We start from the raw sequence: 16,568 nt of genomic DNA, 5'->3' as shown, positions 1-16,568 counted from the left end.
ACATCACCCATGACCACCTTTGCCAATGAGTCTGAATTCGAAGCCGCTCTCATCCACGAATTGCGCCAGCGCGGCTGGGGGGAGCTGCAGGTCATAAAGTGCCCCAGCGAGGCCGACCTGCTGGCGAACTGGAAGCAGATCCTCTTCGAGAACAACCGAGGCAAGGACCGACTGAACGAGGTGCCGCTGACCGACAGCGAGATGCAGCAGGTGATGGAGCAGATAGTCGCCTTGCGCACCCCGCTGAAGCTGAACGGCTTCATCAACGGCAAGACGGTGGCCATCACGCGGGACAACCCGGCCGACACGCTGCACTTTGGCAAGGAGGTGAGCCTGAAGGTCTACGACCGGCACGAGATTGCCGCTGGGCAGAGTCGCTACCAGATTGCCCAGCAGCCGCGCTACGCCCGCACGTCTGAACTGCAACATGACCGGCGGGGTGACATGCTGCTACTGATCAACGGCATGCCGTTGATCCACATCGAGCTGAAGAAGAGCGGTGTGCCTGTCAGCCAGGCCTACAACCAGATTCAGAAGTACGCACGCGAGGGCGTGTTCACCCGCCTGTTCTCTCTGGTTCAGATCTTTGTGGCCATGGCGCCTGGGGAGGCGCTGTATTTCGCTAACCCCGGTCCGGACGGCAAGTTCAACAAGGACTACGCCTTCCACTGGGCTGACTTCAACAACGAACCCATCAACAACTGGAAGAACTTCACCTCCAGCCTGCTGTCGATCCCGATGGCGCACCAGCTGATCGGCTTCTACACCGTAGCCGACGAGGCCGACGGCGTGCTGAAGGTGATGCGCAGCTACCAGTACTACGCCGCGCACGCCATTTCCGACAAGGTGGCCAAGACCGATTGGAAAAACCCGAACCGCCTGGGCGGCTACATCTGGCACACCACCGGCTCGGGCAAGACCATGACGAGCTTCAAGTCGGCCCAGCTCATCGCCAACTCCAAGGACGCCGACAAAGTGGTGTTCCTGTTGGACCGGGTGGAACTGGGAACGCAGACGCTGAAGGCCTACCGGGACTTTGCCGGTGACAGCAACCAGGTGCAGGCCACTGAAAACACCGGGGTGCTGGTCAAGACGCTGAAGAGCACCGCGCCCGCGGACACCCTGATAGTCACGTCCATCCAGAAGATGAGCCGGATCACGGACGACTCGGATGGTTTGAAGGCACACGACCTGGAGACCATGCGCGGCAAACGCATCGTGTTCATCGTGGATGAGTGCCACCGTTCCACCTTCGGCGACATGCTGGCCGACATCAAGGCGAGCTTCTCGGACGCTGTGTTCTTTGGCTTCAGCGGCACGCCTATCCACAAGGAGAACGTTCGCAAGGACAACACTACGACGGATGTCTTTGGGGACGAACTGCACCGCTACAGCATTGCCGACGGCATCCGTGACAAGAACGTTCTGGGCTTCGATCCTTACCAGGTTCTGACCTACCGCGACCGCGACCTTCGACTGGCAGTGGCGTTGGAGAAGGCCAAGGCGTCGTCCGTGGCTGAGGCACTGGCGACCCCAGCGAAGAAGAAGGCCTTCAACCGGTACATGAACGACGTGCCGATGGCAGGCCACGTTGATGCCGCGGGGGAGTACCAGCGCGGCATTGAGGACTACTTGTCGAACGCCCAGTACGAGCGCGACGAGCACCACCACGCCGTGCTGAGGGACATCGCTGACAACTGGGAGGTGCTGAGCCAAGGAGGGAAGTTCCACGCCATCCTTGCCACCAGCAGCATCACTGAGGCGATCGTCTACTACCGCCTCATGAAGGCGAAGTGCCCCACGCTGAAGATTACCGCGCTGTTCGACCCGCACATCAGCGATGACGACACCGGCAATACCGATCCGACCTTCAAGGCAGCCGGGCTGGAAGAGATCATCAAGGACTACAACGCCACCTATGGTCAGAAGTTCGACATGGGAAGCCATATGAACTTCAAGAAGGACCTGGCCGCACGTCTGGCCCACAAGGCACCCTACATCCGGATCGAGGCCGAGCCGGAGAAGCGGCTGGATCTGCTAATCGTGGTGAACCAGATGCTGACAGGCTTCGACTCGAAGTGGGTCAACACGCTGTACTGCGACAAGTTGCTGGATTACGAGACCCTCATACAGGCGTTCTCACGCACCAACCGGCTGTTCGGGCCAGACAAGCCATTTGGCACGATCCGCTACTACCGCAAGCCGCACACGATGAAGCGCAACGTGGGTGCGGCGGTGAAGGTGTACTCTGGCGACAAGCCCATTGGCCTCTTTGCCGACCAGTTGCCCCGGAACCTGGAGCGCTTGAACGAGTGCTTCACCGAGATCATTGCTCTCTTCAGCGCGGCGGGCATCACCGACTTTGCCAAGTTGCCCGACGACTTGGCGGCGCGGGCGGTTTTCGCAAAACATTTCAACCGGTTCAGCGCTATCTTTGAGGCCGCCAAGATTCAGGGCTTCACCTGGGACAAGATGGTCTACGAATTCGACACGGGTCCGAAGCAGTCGATTGCGTTGGCCATCACGAAGCTGCAGTACCTGACGCTGCTGCAACGCTACAAGGAACTGGGGGCAGGCGGTGGCGGTGCCGGCGAGAGCATCCCGTTCGACATCGATAGCCACATCACCGAGATCGACACCGGCAAGATCGACGCAGACTACATGAACTCGCGTTTTGCCAAGTACCTCAAAGAGCTGCAGAGCGGCGACGGGGCATCCAAGGAGGCAACCCTGGCCGAGTTGCATCGGTCGTTCACATCGCTCTCGCAGGAGGACCAGAAGTTATCCGAGATTTTCTTGCACGACATCCAGCGAGGCGATGTGCAGATCGATCCCGCTCGGACCTTCCGCGACTATCTTATGGATTACAAGACGGCCGCAAAAGGTAAAGAAGTAGCGGCTATCGTTTCAGCTTTGGGGGTGCATGCAGCGAAGCTGATTGATTTGATGAGCACTCATCTCACGGAAGCTAATCTCAATGAATACGGCCGGTTTGATGATCTTAGGGGCACAGTAGATCAAGAAAAAGCAAAGGCATATTTTGACGGTCTTGAGGGTGTTTCACTCCCAATCTTCAAGGTCAAAATCAAGGCTGCCAAGCTTCTGAGCGACTTTCTCCTTCGGGGTGGTGTTGAAGATAGTTAGTGGGTTCAGAGCAAAAACCGAACAAAGATACAGGGCCTGAGATTTTCCCTCTCCCATTGACCTAAACCCGTGTTTGAGCGGTGGGTAACCAATGTATTGCGGTCAGATTTCACGCATTGGCGCACAGCAGCCTTAGTCAATTTGTTTGCATAGGCCATCTGGCGAGCTACGAAGCGGAGCAGCCGTTCGAATGAACGAGGCGTAGAAGGCGATCATCGAAGCCGACTTTGGTATGCTGACTGGGCAGCTTTTGATACCAAGCCGCAAGGCCTTGATGCAATATGTGCTGCAGCGCTACCACATCAATCCTCACAACCTCGCAACCAGCACCGAAGCCCAGCAGATCGTGGTCAAAAGCCTCAACGAGCTGCGCCCTTAGCTGATGAACGACTGGCCCAGCCAGGCCATGGGCGACCTGGGGGGCCGACATTTTTATAGATTCGATGCCGATTCGTTTATGGCCTGTAGCTCTAACAGCACCGTCCATCGGAATCCAGGCCACACAGCGTTCCAACTGGTATTCCAAGCACGCTGACCAAATATTATTTAATAGTTAATACAGATAGATACCGACTTGTTTCAGATTACCCCGGCCCAAACGAATACATTACGACCAGATCACGCGTCCATCGCGTCGGCGCCTTAAAAAGATCAGCAAGTAAGACCCAAACCGCCGGCAAATTCTATCTATACCCAACGCCCCACCCTTGCCCCCACCCCCTCCCTCCGCTACCCTGCCCCCCGCTCGCTGCCAATTCAGCGAGTCGGGTTTGGCGACCTGAACATCACGTAGTCACGCAGCTCCTCAAGACGTTGCGGGCAGTTTCCTGCCTGTCTGTTCGTTATGGCAGCTGTGCGTGGGAGACCTTCGGGTCTGCCGGGGTGCGACTACGTTGACCCGGTTCGCCAACCTGCGCACAGCCGCCACCCCATGATCGTTTGGCGACGGTCAGTGGCGGGATTAACGTAACGAGGACTCGACATGACCGCAATCAACCCCAACCCCCCCTGCACGCAACACTTCCACGCCACTCTCTTCTACCGCCACCGCCGCCGATTGCGCGCCGTGCTCAGCGACGGTCAGGGCTGGTTCTGTCTGGCCGATCTCAGCCGCCTGATGGGGCGGGCCATCGATGAGCGGGCGACGATGAAGCTCGACCCGGACCAGCGGCGCACGGCCTGGGTGGAAAGCCATGAGCATTGGGAGAAGTGCATCCTGGTAAGTGAGTCCGGGGTGTTTGCCCTGTTGGTGCATCACTACGTTCCGGAGAATCGCAGCCTGCGGCGCTGGCTGACCCATGAGGTGCTGCCGGAGCTGCATCAGCGCGGTGACGATGCGGGGCGGTTGCCGAGCGTCAACAGCCTGGACTGGCTGGGCAGTTCGTTGCAGGTGCTGCATTGGCGCAATGAGGCGTGGGTGCGCTGGCGGGATATGCCGGGGGTGTTGATGGAGCGTCCGGCTGCAAGGCGGCGTGGGTTGTGGCGGGGGGTGTTGGCGTGGGTGGGTGGTCGGTAGGTCTGCGGAAGTCGGCTAGCCCGTTGGGGCGGGTTTGCTCGTGAAGGGGTCAGGTTCATTGCTGACAGTTTTACATGAGCCCTTTCGCGAGCAAGCTCGCGCCTACGAAAGCCGCGTGGTGCCGCGCAGATAGGCATTGAGACCGAGCCTATGGCGGGGTCAGCGGCAACCACCTGTAATTTTCTCGATACAAAAAGACACAATTGGCACAGATCTTCCAAGTGGAACGGCCGTGCCATAACCGTGTGGCACGCGCTGCGCTTCAGGGGTGCTTACTCGCACCAAAGTGCAGATATCGGACGTCAGGCGTCCATAAACAGTGCAGGTGCCCGGCCACAAGCCTGGCACCTGACCCGGAAAGGAGTCTCTCTGTGTCGCATTCAGCTCGTGTAACCCCATCCTTGCACCTTCCACCGCTTCACCCGGCCGCGTCCGCCCCAGGCCTGCCCGTCGTCTCCAAACCACTACTTGCCAAATTGATGCACGTTTTCTAACGGGTATCGGGTCACAGGCCCTCGCCTGCCCTGCTGATGTCCTTGCAAAGCGCCTGTTTCGTTAACCAGGCCAGCGCTGCCGTGCACGACTGTTAAAAGAAACTTGAACACACGCATTGCAACTGCGCGCCGTTTATTGTTCGACAACTTGGTTTGTTAGTTTCAATTAGCCATCACTTGCTGGCTGTTTTTTCATTTTTTTACAGCGCCTTATCTACACAGGAGCATCCTTTTGTGAGCATTTGACCAACTAACGCACCAACTTGAACCTCCGTTTCCAGTATTGGTGCGCGTGACTAACCAGTCATCCTAATCGGTGTACTTCAATTCGTCTGGCGCCCCAGAGGGACCCGCTTCGCCTTTTTAATCGGCTTGTTCGGCCTCCACTTTAAAGGAAGAAAACGCCTATGCGCCGCCATTCGAAAATTTATTACAAGAATGCGACACCCGCTCTGGCACGCGGGATACAGCGCTTACCGGCGGTCGTTTATGGCACAGCGGTTGCTATGTAGGGTTTCAGGAACACATTCGTACTTTTATGTACGCGACAATAAAAGCAAGGACTTGCAATGCGATCACCCTGATCGAGACATGACTTCCAACTGAGTGAGCCAGTGCCTCTAAAGGCGGCGTCATGCACCCTGAATATTGCGCAGGCTTCCCGACTTCGAACATGCCCGAATGTTTGAACGGACTTTTATTGCCCTTCAACTAACCGAGGGAGCTTTAATGAATGATGCGGTAAGAATGAAAGCGGTCCCTGCCCCGTTGCCGGATGAGCGTCCGGTGGCGTGGCAGGGCATCCCTTTCAAACCTAATACTTCAAGACCCGGTGGCCTCGGTAAACCGCAAGTCGTGCTGTTGATCGCGGCGTCCGTGCTTATTCACGGCGCGGTGTGGTGGTACATGCAAACCGCCAAGGCGGAAGTTCCGGAAGTGGCGCCGCAAGTGCCGGAAATGACCATCGAGCTGAGCAGCCCGACTCCGCCTGCGCCGGAGCCGCCGCCGCCCGAACCGCCACCTCCGCCGCCTGCCCCGCCACCACCTCCCGAGCCGGAACAGCCGGTCGAGGACCCGGATGCCGTAGAGCCGCCGCCCAAGCCGATCGAGAAACCCAAGGTCGAGAAGCCCAAGCCGGTCAAGAAGCCGGAACCGGTGAAAAAGCCGACGCCGCCTGCGCCGCCGAAACCGCTGGCCGCCCCGGCTCCTGCTGCGCCACCGGCCCCACCAGCACCCGCGCCAGCGCCTGCACCACCCGCTCCGGCGGCACCGGTGAAGGAAAGCGCGGCGGTTTCCGGGCTCGCCAGCCTGGGCAACCCGCCGCCCGAGTACCCGGGGCTGGCGCTGCGCCGCAATTGGGAGGGCCGCGTGGTGCTGCGCATCAAGGTGTTGCCCAACGGGCGTGCCGGCGCCGTGGAGGTGACCAAGTCCAGCGGCAAGCCGGTGCTCGACGAGGCCGCCGTGGAGGCGGTGCGCAACTGGAAGTTCATTCCAGCCAAGCGCGGTGACACGCCCATCGAAGGCTTCGCGACCCAGACCATCGATTTCAAGCTGCCGGAATGACCCGGTGCACGACAACCGACAACCTATTTCAAGCTGGTGAGGTGTAGACCCATGAACGAATCGCTCTCTTCCCTGATTGTCCCCGCCGTGCTCTGGGCACTGATTGTGTTTTCCGTGCTGAGCTGGGCATTGCTGCTGATCAAGTCTGCGCAGTACCTGCGCCAGAAGTCCCAGAACAAGCAGTTCACCAAGGCGTTCTGGTCGGCACCGGATCTGCTCACCGCCGCCGAGCACGCCGCGCAGTACCCTGGCGCCCTGGCACGCATCGCCAACAGTGGCTTCGAGGCCATGGCGGTGGAGGACTCGCCGCGCACCACGCAGCAACTGGCGCACACCATCAACCGCTCCGACCGCCTGGAGCGCAACCTGCGCCAGCAAATCCAGAAAGAGCGCCGCTCGCTGGAAAGCGGCCAGGCGATTCTTGCCAGTATCGGCAGCACCGCGCCCTTCATCGGCCTGTTCGGTACGGTCTGGGGCATCATGGAAGCCTTGCAGAGCATCGGCCTCACCGGCTCGGCCAGCCTCGAAGCGGTGGCCGGCCCCATCGGTCACGCGCTGATCGCCACCGGTGTGGGTATCGCCGTCGCCGTACCAGCGGTGCTCATCTACAACTTCTTTCTGCGCCGCCTCAAGCTGGCCGTGGCCGACATGGATGACTTCGCCCACGACTTCGACTCCCTCGCCCAGCGCAGTGCCTTCGCCGTGAGCCGCAAACCCATCTCCAGCCAGCATGGCCATGCCGTGCGGGAGGCGAGCTGATGTCGTTCTCCACTCAAGACAGCGATGAAGTGCTCAGCGAAATGAACGTCACGCCGCTGGTCGACGTGATGCTCGTGCTGCTGGTGGTGTTCATCGTCACCACCCCGCTGATGACCAACGCCATCAAGGTCAACCTGCCCAAGACCGACGCCGTCGCGCCGGCCGAGAAAAAAGACCCGGTGGTGGTCAGCGTCGACCAGAACGGCAAGTTCTTCCTCGCCAAGTCGGAAATCGCCCCTGAACTGCTGGAGAAAAGCCTGCAGGAAGAGAAGGCCAAAGACCCGGACATTCGCGTTCAGCTGCAGGCCGACACCGACGTGAACTACGGCCAGGTGGCCAAGGCGATGGCGTCCATCGAACGCTCCGGCATCACCAGGATATCCGTGATGACAGCCCGTTGACCGCAGGGTTTCGCCCCGCGAAACCCGCTTGATCGCACCCCGCACAGCGCTTCGTCCGCGGGCCGCAAGGCCCCTGGAGGGGAGCGGCTTGCCGGAAAACCGAAGCAGTGGAACACCCGCCCGGCATAACCGGGCCGGGAACAGAGGGCTCACAAGGCCATTTCAATAACGTCTGGACCAGGTCGGAACTAACCATGCTGATGAATCTTCCCGGATACACCCTCAAGCCACTGGCCCTTGCGGTCCGCCGTCAACCCCGTGCCTGGCTATGCGCCTTGGCCATGGGCATGGGTGGCGCCCAGGCGGCCGAGGCCGTCGATGCCGAGACCGGCAGCGAGTCTGTCTCCGCCGCCGCAGTGGTGCCCGCCACCACGCAGTTGCAACGCGTCGAAGTGACCGGCTCGGCGATTCGCCGGGTGGATGCGGAAACCGCCGTGCCGATTACCATCCTGCGCGCCGACGACCTGAAGAAACAGGGCGTGACCACCACCCAGGAAATGGTCCAGCGCATCACCGGCAGCCAGTCGATCAACAACAGCGCCGGTTCCGTCGGTGCCGGCACCGGCGGCGCCTCCTACGCCGACATGCGCGGCATCGGCGCGAACAAGACCCTGGTGCTGCTCAACGGTCGGCGCCTGGCCAACAACGCGCTTTCCGGCGTGGGCACGCCCAACGGCAGTGCCATCGACCTGAACATGATTCCGTTCGCCGCCATCGACCGTGTCGAAGTACTGCGCGACGGTGCCTCGGCGCTGTACGGCACCGATGCCATCGGCGGGGTGATCAACTTCATCACCAAGAAATCCCTCACCGACGGCACCCTGAGCCTGGGTGGCGAGACGCCGACCCACAGCGGCGGCGGTGCAACCAAAGACATGAGCGCCAGCTGGGGTTTCGGCGACCTGGAAGAAGACCGCTTCAATGTCATGGGCGTGTTCAACTACAACAAGCAGCAGAATCTCGACGCCAACGACCGCTCGTTCGCCCGGGACTACGTGCCGGGGCGCGGCCTCAACCAGACCTCGGGCACCGCCTTCCCTGGCAACTACTACCAGGGCGACAACGCCGCCAACCCCTTGGGCACCGCCTGCTCGGGCGCCAACCTGGTGGCCCGCAATGGCATTTGCCGGTTCAGCACCCGTGAATACATCGACCTGATTCCGCAAACCGAGAAGACCTCGTTCTTCGGCAAGGCCACCGGCAAACTGGCCGACGACCACAACGTTAACCTCGAATACTTCTGGGCACGCAACAACAACCACGTCGACATCGCCCCGGCGCCGCTCACCGGCCTGTCGCTGGACGCCTCTTCGCCCTTCTATCCGGGCAACGGCATTACTCCGGCGCCAACCAACTTCACCCTCGACCCGACCCAGCCCATCGACACCGCCTGGCGGGAAACCGCAGCCGGCCCCAGGGGGCAAAGCGACCAGAACACCAGCCAGCGCTTCCTGCTGAGCTTCGACGGCCTGGTCGGCGGCTGGGACTACAACGTCGGCGCCTCGTACAACCAGAACAAGGTGCTGTCCAACCTCACCAGTGGTTATGTCAGTGACGCGGCGATGATCGACGGCCTGGCCAACGGCATCATCAACCCCTTCGGACCACAGACCGCAGCCGGCCAGGCGCTGATCGACGCCAACCAGTACCACGGGCAGTACTCCAGCGCCGTGGGTCGGGTCGCCGGCATCGACGGGCGTATCAGCCGGGAAGTCGGCGACTGGTTCGGCGCCGGCCCGGCCGGTCTGGCCTTGGGCGGCGAGTACCGCAAGGAAAAGATGCACCAGCAATACGAGGCCTTCGTCAACGACGTCAGCAGCCTGGGCGCCGATGCAGCGGGCAGCGTGTCTGGCGAGCGCAGCGTAAAGGCGGCCTATGCCGAACTGAGCGTGCCGGTGCTGGACAGCCTGGAGCTGAGCGCGGCGGTGCGTCACGACAAGTACAGCGACTTTGGCAGCACCACCAACCCCAAGTACTCGTTCCGTTACCAGCCGGTGAAGCAGCTGGTGGTGCGCGGCGCCTACAGCGAAGGCTTCCGCGCGCCGTCGCTCTATGAACTCTACGCCCCGCGCAGCACCAGCTACAGCCAGGGTTACTACGACGACCCGGTGCTGTGTGCCGGCGGCAGCGTGCAGCCTGGCGGCAACGCCGGTCGCGACTGCGCCCAGCAGTTCCTCAACAACAGCGGCGGCAATACCGAGCTGGCGCCGGAGAAGGCCCGCAACGTGACCCTGGGCTTCGTCTATCAACCGGTCAGCAACCTGTCGGTGGGTCTGGATTTCTGGTGGATCCATATCTCCAACCAGATCCAGTCGTTCCCGGAGTCCGCGGTGTTCGACGACCCGCTCACCTACGCCGATCGCTACGTGCGCAACCCCGACGGTTCGATCGCCAACATCGTGACCGGCAATGCCAACCTGGGCATCGTCAAGACCAACGGCGTCGACGTCACCCTCGACTACCGCTTCCCGAATACGCCTTACGGGCAGTTCGGCCTGGGCCTGACCGGCACCTACGTTGACCGCTACGACTACCAGAACATCATCGACGGCCCCTACACCGACAAGGTCGGCGACTTCCAGGGCGACGGTGTGATTGCGCGCTGGAAGCACGTGCTGGTGGGTTCCTGGTCGCTGGGCAATACCCGTGCGTCGATCACCAACCGCTTCACCACCGGCTACAACGACTACGACCGCACCACCAATGCCCGGGTGGCGTCCTATACGCTGTGGGACCTGTCGGTGGGGCATACCTTCGACAAGGTGCTGGACGTCGATGCCGGCGTACGCAACGTCTTCGACCGCGACCCGCCGTTCTCCAACCAGGCCTACAACTTCCAGTCCGGCTATGACCCCCGCTACGCCGACCCGCTGGGCCGCACCGTGTTCGCCCGCATGACTTACCACTTCTGAGGCACGACGCGGCCAGCGCCCCGCGCAGGCCGCGTCATCTGGCGAAGTAGCCCCCTCCGGCCGGCAGGTCTCATCCACCTTCCCCTCGGCCGGAGGCTTTTTTCGCCGCGCCCAGTCATTCCGTGCGTACGAGGACAGCCCCATCATGTCGCGTCAAATCCGTTTCCTGCGGCGCCTGCTCCTGGGTGTCGCCCTGTTGTGCAGCGGCAGGCAGGCCGCGCTGGCGGTGCCGACCCATGCCCTGACGGTGTATGGCGAGGCGCCGAAGTACCCGGCCGACTTCAAGCACTTCGATTATGTGAACCCCAACGCCCCCAAGGGTGGCTCACTGACCCGCTCGGCCGAAGAAATCGGCCAGTTCAACTACCTCAATCCCTATGTCGACCAGGGCATCAACGTGGTGCAGGTCGACAGCTGGGTCTACTCGCCGCTGGCCTACCGCTCCCTCGACGAGCCCTACACGGTCTACGGGCTGATCGCGGAGAAAATGGAGATGGACCCCGAGGGCCTGTGGGTTCGCTTCTACCTCAACCCCAAGGCGCGCTTCGACGACGGCCAGCCGGTCACCGCCGAAGACGTGCGCTACACCTTCGAACTGATGACCACCCAGGCCAGCTTCAGCTATCGCCCGATGTTCGCCGACGTGCAAAACGTGGTCATCGAGGGGCCGCTGCAGATTCGCTTCAACTTCAAGAACAACCTCAACCGCACGCTGGCGCTGGACATCGCCAGCCTGCGGATTCTGCCCGAGCACTGGTGGAAGAGCCGCGACTTCACCAACGGCGGCGGCTTCGAAGCGCCACTGGGCAACGGCCCGTACCGGGTCGCCAAGGTCGATGCCGGGCGCAGCGTGGTCTTCGAGCGGGTCAAGGACTGGTGGGCCAAGGACCTGCCGGTCAGCCGCGGCCTGTACAACTTCGACACCCTGACAGTGAATTTCTACGGCGACACCGAAGTCGCCCGGCAACTGCTGCAGGCCGGCGCCTTCGACTACAACCGGGAGTTTTCATCGGCGGGCTTCACGGTCGGCTACAGCGGCCCGGCCATCGACGACGGGCGCCTGCAGAAAGCCATCCTCGCGCCCCAGCGACCAGTGGCGGCGCAAGGCTTCGTGTTCAACCTGGACAACCCGATCTTCCAGGACCGCCGCGTGCGGCAGGCGCTGTCGCTGCTGTGGGACTTCGACTGGATCAACCGCCGGGTGATGCGCGGGTTCTACGTGCGGCAGCAGAGTTATTTCCCGAAAAGCGAAATGGCCGCTACCCAGCTGCCCGACGCCGCCGAGCTGAAGATTATCGAACCGCTGCGCGGCCAGGTGCCCGACGAAGTGTTCACCGAGGTGTACCAGCCGCCGCGCACCGATGGCAGCGGCTACATCCGCGACAAGCAAATGCAGGCCCTCAAGCTGCTGGCCGAGGCCGGCTGGCACCCGAAAGACAACAAACTGGTGAATGCCGCTGGCGAGCCGATGGTGTTCAGTTTTCTCGATGGCCAGGGCGGTTTCGATCGTTTGATCCTGCCGTTCAAACGCACCCTGGCGCAGATCGGCATCACCCTGGAGTTTCTGCGCATCGACTCGGCGCAGTACATCAACCGCCTCAACGCCCGTGACTACGACATGATCGTGGTCACCCTGCCGAAAAACGGCAACCCGCTGCTTTCTCCTGGCCGCGACCTGTACAACCTGTTCGGCTCGCAAAGCGCCACCGAGGTCGGCAGCTCCAATGCCATGGTGCTGCGCAACCCCGCCGTCGACCGGCTGATCGACGGCCTGGTCGCCGCCAACAGCCGGCAAGACATGGTGCACTACGCCAGGGCGTTGGATCGGGTCCTGCAATGGGGCTACTACATGATCCCCAACTACTACTCCAAGGGCATACCCCTGGTATACGCCAACCGCTTTGGCCGCCCCGCCACGGCGCCCGTCTACGACGTGGGCCTGGAAACCTGGTGGCAGATCAGCCCGACGCCGCTGAGCAACGCCCAGGCCGCTGCCCTCGGCAACCACACCACTGCCGCGAAGGAGCCTTGAGATGCTGGCTTATGTGATTCGACGCCTGCTGCTGATCATTCCCACGCTGCTGGCCATTCTCGTCGTCAACTTCATGATCGTGCAGGCCGCGCCCGGCGGGCCGGTAGAACAGGCCATCGCGCGCATCCAGGGCTTCAGCCCCAACGGCGTCGGCGGCGGTGGCGGCGAAGTGGCCGCCAGCGGCACCGCCAGCCGCAGCACCCGTGGCCTGGACCCGGCGCTGATCGAGGCGATCAAGGCGCATTACGGCTTCGACAAGCCGATGCACGAACGCCTGTGGCTGATGCTCAAGAACTACGCACAACTGGACTTCGGCACCAGCTTCTTTCGCGGCGCACCGGTCACCGAACTGATCGCCCAGAAACTGCCGGTGTCGCTGTCGCTCGGGCTGTGGGCGACGCTGATCACCTACCTGATTTCCATACCCCTGGGCATTCGCAAGGCCGTGCGGCATGGCAGCGCGTTCGATGTGTGGAGCAGCACCCTGGTGATCATCGGCTACGCCACGCCGGCGTTTCTGTTCGCCATTCTGCTGATCGTGGTGTTCGCCGGTGGCAGCTACCTGAGCTGGTTTCCGGCACAGGGGCTGTTTTCGGAAAACGTCGCCAGCCTCGGCACCTGGGCCAAGGTGAAGGACTACCTGTGGCACCTGGTGTTGCCGGTCACCTCGCTGGTGATCGGCGGTTTCGCCACCCTGACCATCCTCACCAAGAACAGCTTTCTCAACGAGATCAGCCGCCAGTACGTGGTCACCGCCCGGGCCAAGGGCCTCACCGAACACCGCGTGCTGTACGGGCATGTGTTCCGCAACGCCATGCTGCTGGTGGTGGCCGGCATTCCCCAGGCGCTGATCGAGGTGTTCTTCGCCGGCTCGCTGCTGATCGAAACCATCTTCGGCCTCGACGGGCTGGGGCGCATGAGCTACGAGGCCGCCGTGTCGCGGGATTACCCGGTGGTGTTCGGCACGCTGTTCCTGTTCACCCTGTTCGGCCTGTTGATCAAACTGCTCGGCGACCTGTGCTACACGCTGGTCGACCCGCGCATCGACTTTTCCGCAAGGAGCGCCTGATGTTCGAGTTCTCTCCCCAGAGCCAGCGACGCATGGCGCTGTTCAAGGCCAACCGGCGCGGCTGGTGGTCGTTGTGGATCTTCATCGGCCTGCTGCTGGTGTGCCTGTGCGGCGAGCTGATCGCCAACGACAAGCCGCTGCTGCTCAGCTACGACGGCGCGCTGTATTACCCGGCGCTGCACACCTACCTGGAAACCGACTTTGGCGGTGAACTGCCCTTCGAGCCGGACTACGCCAGCGACTATGTGCGCCAGCTGATTGCGGCGAAGCAGGGCTGGATGCTGTTCGCGCCCATTCCTTTCAGCTACGACACCATCAACTACGACCTGGACGCGCCCTCGCCCAGCCCGCCGGATGCCCGCAACTGGCTGGGCACCGACGAGCAGGCGCGTGACGTGCTGGCACGGGTGCTGTTCGGTGCGCGAATTTCCATTCTGTTCGGGCTGTTGCTCACCGCCATCAGCACCCTGATCGGCATCTGCGCCGGGGCAATCCAGGGCTACTACGGCGGCATGACCGATCTGCTCGGCCAGCGCGTCCAGGAAATCTGGTCGGGGCTGCCGCTGTTGTACCTGCTGATCATCCTCTCCGGCTTCGTCTCGCCCAACTTCTGGTGGCTGCTGGGCATCATGGCGCTGTTCTCCTGGCTGGCGCTGGTCGACGTGGTGCGCGCCGAGTTCCTGCGCGGGCGCAACCTGGAGTACGTCAAGGCCGCGCGAGCCCTGGGCCTGACCGATGCGGCACTGATGTGGCGGCACATTCTGCCCAACGCCATGACCAGCACCCTTACCTACCTGCCGTTCATCGTCACCGGCGCCATCGCCACCCTCACCGCCCTGGACTTTCTCGGCTTCGGCATGCCGGCCGGCAGCGCTTCGCTGGGCGAACTGATCGGCGAGGCCAAGCGCAACCTGCAGGCGCCGTGGCTGGGGCTGACGGCCTTTGTGGCGCTGGCGCTGATCCTGTCGCTGCTGGTGTTCATCGGCGAAGCCTGCCGCGACGCCTTCGACCCTCGGAGCTGACATGCAAGACAACCTGATTGAAATCCGCGACCTGCGCGTCGCCTTCAACGGCCGTGAAGTGGTGCACGGGGTCAGCCTCGACATCCGCCGCGGCGAATGCCTGGCGCTGGTGGGTGAGTCCGGCTCGGGCAAGTCGGTCACCGCGCATTCGATCCTGCGCCTGCTGCCGGCCAAGCACGTCAGCACCCAGGGCTCGATTCGCTACGACGGGCTCGACCTGGTCAGCGCCAGCGACAAACAACTGCGCAGCCTGCGCGGCAATCGCGTGGCGATGATCTTCCAGGAGCCCATGAGCTCGCTCAACCCGCTGCACAGGGTGGAAAAGCAGATCGGTGAAATCCTCGTCACCCACAAGGGCCTCAAGGGCAAGGCGGCCCGGCAGCGCACCCTGGAACTGCTGGAACTGGTGGGCATCCGCGATCCGCAGGCGCGGATGAAGGCCTACCCGCACCAGCTGTCAGGCGGGCAGCGCCAGCGGGTCATGATTGCCATGGCCCTGGCCAACGAACCCGACCTGCTGATCGCCGACGAACCCACCACCGCACTGGACGTCACCGTGCAGGTGAAGATCCTCGAACTGCTCAAGTCGTTGCAGCAGCGCCTGAACATGTCGCTGCTGCTGATCAGCCACGACCTCAATCTGGTGCGCCGCATCGCGCAGCGCGTGTGCGTGATGCGCCAAGGCGAGATCGTCGAGCAGGCCGACTGCCAGAGCCTGTTCGACAGCCCGCAGCATCCCTACAGCCGAATGCTGATCAATGCCGAGCCCGACGGCGAACCGGTGGCCTCACCGCACACCAACACCCTGCTGTCGGTGCAAGACCTGAAGGTCTGGTTTCCCTTGGGCAAGGCGTGGTTCAAGCGCGAACCGCAATACGTGAAGGCCGTGGACGGGGTGAGCTTCGAGCTGCTCAAGGGCAAGACCCTGGGCATCGTCGGCGAGTCGGGGTCGGGCAAGTCGACGCTCGGCCAGGCCATCCTGCGCCTGATCGACTCCGAGGGCAGCATTCGCTTTGGCACCAAGGAACTGAGCCTGCACAGCCAGCACCTGATGCGCCCGCTGCGGCGTCGGCTGCAAGTGGTGTTCCAGGACCCGTTCGGCAGCCTCAGCCCGCGCTTGACCGTGGCGCAGATCATTGCCGAAGGCCTGGTCACCCACGGCATCGGCACACCCACCGAGCGTGAACAAACGGTGATTCGCGTGCTGGGCGAAGTGGGCCTGGACCCGGCCAGCCGCCACCGCTACCCCCACGAGTTTTCCGGCGGCCAGCGCCAGCGCATTTCCATCGCACGCGCGCTGGTGCTGGAGCCGGAGCTGATCCTGCTCGATGAACCCACCTCGGCGCTGGACCGCACCGTGCAGAAGCAGATTGTCGCCCTGCTGCGCGACCTGCAGATTCGCCATGGGCTGACCTACCTGTTCATCAGCCACGACCTGGCCGTGGTGCACGCCCTGGCGCATGACCTGATCGTCATCAAGGACGGCAAGGTGGTCGAACAGGGCGCATCCCGCGAGATCTTCGCCGCACCGCAACAGCCCTACACCCAGGAACTGCTGCGCTCCTCGGGGTTGGTGTTTGCCAGCTAGGCCCACTGCTCGTCGATTAGACCGCTGGAGCGAACTTGCTCGCGAAGGCGGCGTCATGTTCACCACCA

10 protein-coding genes and 1 pseudogene are annotated in these 16,568 nt (G+C 62.4%); all 11 read left to right on the top strand.

Annotated elements, in window-relative coordinates:
- The first annotated feature begins 9 nt into the window (after positions 1-9).
- The 11 genes and pseudogenes from QZ497_RS12640 (at position 10) to QZ497_RS12595 (ending at position 16,500) form a co-directional block, all read left to right on the top strand.
- Entirely contained in the window at positions 10-3,144 is a 3,135-nt protein-coding gene (locus QZ497_RS12640) for an HsdR family type I site-specific deoxyribonuclease (protein WP_295475245.1), read from the top strand.
- A 187-nt stretch (positions 3,145-3,331) separates the two neighbouring features.
- Positions 3,332-3,523 (top strand): annotated as a pseudogene (locus QZ497_RS21870) (WYL domain-containing protein); the annotation flags it as partial.
- Positions 3,524-4,126: 603 nt separating this feature from the next.
- Positions 4,127-4,660 (top strand): Bro-N domain-containing protein, encoded by a 534-nt coding sequence (locus tag QZ497_RS12635; protein ID WP_295475242.1) that lies wholly within the window; start codon positions 4,127-4,129, stop codon positions 4,658-4,660.
- A 1,223-nt stretch (positions 4,661-5,883) separates the two neighbouring features.
- Positions 5,884-6,717, top strand: coding sequence for an energy transducer TonB (locus QZ497_RS12630; RefSeq protein ID WP_295475240.1), 834 nt, complete (start codon positions 5,884-5,886; stop codon positions 6,715-6,717).
- 51 nt (positions 6,718-6,768) lie between these two features.
- On the top strand, positions 6,769-7,476 hold the full coding sequence (locus tag QZ497_RS12625; RefSeq protein WP_295475237.1) for a MotA/TolQ/ExbB proton channel family protein: 708 nt from the start codon (positions 6,769-6,771) through the stop codon (positions 7,474-7,476).
- Positions 7,476-7,877, top strand: a complete 402-nt coding sequence (locus QZ497_RS12620) for a biopolymer transporter ExbD (RefSeq protein ID WP_295475235.1) — start codon at positions 7,476-7,478, stop codon at positions 7,875-7,877. Before QZ497_RS12625 ends, QZ497_RS12620 begins: the two co-directional genes overlap by 1 nt.
- Before the next feature lie 194 nt (positions 7,878-8,071).
- On the top strand, positions 8,072-10,789 hold the full coding sequence (locus tag QZ497_RS12615; protein ID WP_295475233.1) for a TonB-dependent receptor: 2,718 nt from the start codon (positions 8,072-8,074) through the stop codon (positions 10,787-10,789).
- Positions 10,790-10,934: 145 nt separating this feature from the next.
- The gene (locus QZ497_RS12610) at positions 10,935-12,821 is read left to right on the top strand and encodes an extracellular solute-binding protein (protein ID WP_295475231.1); all 1,887 of its coding nucleotides are present in this window, start codon (positions 10,935-10,937) and stop codon (positions 12,819-12,821) included.
- Between the two features lies 1 nt (position 12,822).
- Positions 12,823-13,890, top strand: a complete 1,068-nt coding sequence (gene yejB / locus QZ497_RS12605) for a microcin C ABC transporter permease YejB (RefSeq protein ID WP_295475228.1) — start codon at positions 12,823-12,825, stop codon at positions 13,888-13,890.
- Positions 13,890-14,912, top strand: a complete 1,023-nt coding sequence (locus tag QZ497_RS12600; RefSeq protein WP_295475225.1) for an ABC transporter permease — start codon at positions 13,890-13,892, stop codon at positions 14,910-14,912. Before yejB ends, QZ497_RS12600 begins: the two co-directional genes overlap by 1 nt.
- Before the next feature lies 1 nt (position 14,913).
- Positions 14,914-16,500, top strand: coding sequence for an ABC transporter ATP-binding protein (locus tag QZ497_RS12595; RefSeq protein ID WP_295475221.1), 1,587 nt, complete (start codon positions 14,914-14,916; stop codon positions 16,498-16,500).
- Positions 16,501-16,568: the final 68 nt, after the last annotated feature.

The organism is uncultured Pseudomonas sp. (genome assembly GCF_913777995.1).
Taxonomy (GTDB): Bacteria; Pseudomonadota; Gammaproteobacteria; order Pseudomonadales; family Pseudomonadaceae; genus Aquipseudomonas.
Note: the sequence above shows the minus strand (reverse complement) of the source record. Positions and strands in the feature narration are given on the sequence as shown.

Excerpts from the sequence above, each read along its gene's own strand:
- QZ497_RS12635 (WP_295475242.1), top strand. The coding sequence starts at position 4,127 with ATGACCGCAATCAACCCCAACCCCCCCTGCACGCAACACTTCCACGCC.
- QZ497_RS12595 (WP_295475221.1), top strand. The coding sequence starts at position 14,914 with ATGCAAGACAACCTGATTGAAATCCGCGACCTGCGCGTCGCCTTCAAC.
- QZ497_RS12610 (WP_295475231.1), top strand. The coding sequence starts at position 10,935 with ATGTCGCGTCAAATCCGTTTCCTGCGGCGCCTGCTCCTGGGTGTCGCC.
- QZ497_RS12630 (WP_295475240.1), top strand. The coding sequence starts at position 5,884 with ATGAATGATGCGGTAAGAATGAAAGCGGTCCCTGCCCCGTTGCCGGAT.
- QZ497_RS12615 (WP_295475233.1), top strand. The coding sequence starts at position 8,072 with ATGCTGATGAATCTTCCCGGATACACCCTCAAGCCACTGGCCCTTGCG.
- QZ497_RS12620 (WP_295475235.1), top strand. The coding sequence starts at position 7,476 with ATGTCGTTCTCCACTCAAGACAGCGATGAAGTGCTCAGCGAAATGAAC.
- yejB (WP_295475228.1), top strand. The coding sequence starts at position 12,823 with ATGCTGGCTTATGTGATTCGACGCCTGCTGCTGATCATTCCCACGCTG.
- QZ497_RS12640 (WP_295475245.1), top strand. The coding sequence starts at position 10 with ATGACCACCTTTGCCAATGAGTCTGAATTCGAAGCCGCTCTCATCCAC.
- QZ497_RS12600 (WP_295475225.1), top strand. The coding sequence starts at position 13,890 with ATGTTCGAGTTCTCTCCCCAGAGCCAGCGACGCATGGCGCTGTTCAAG.
- QZ497_RS12625 (WP_295475237.1), top strand. The coding sequence starts at position 6,769 with ATGAACGAATCGCTCTCTTCCCTGATTGTCCCCGCCGTGCTCTGGGCA.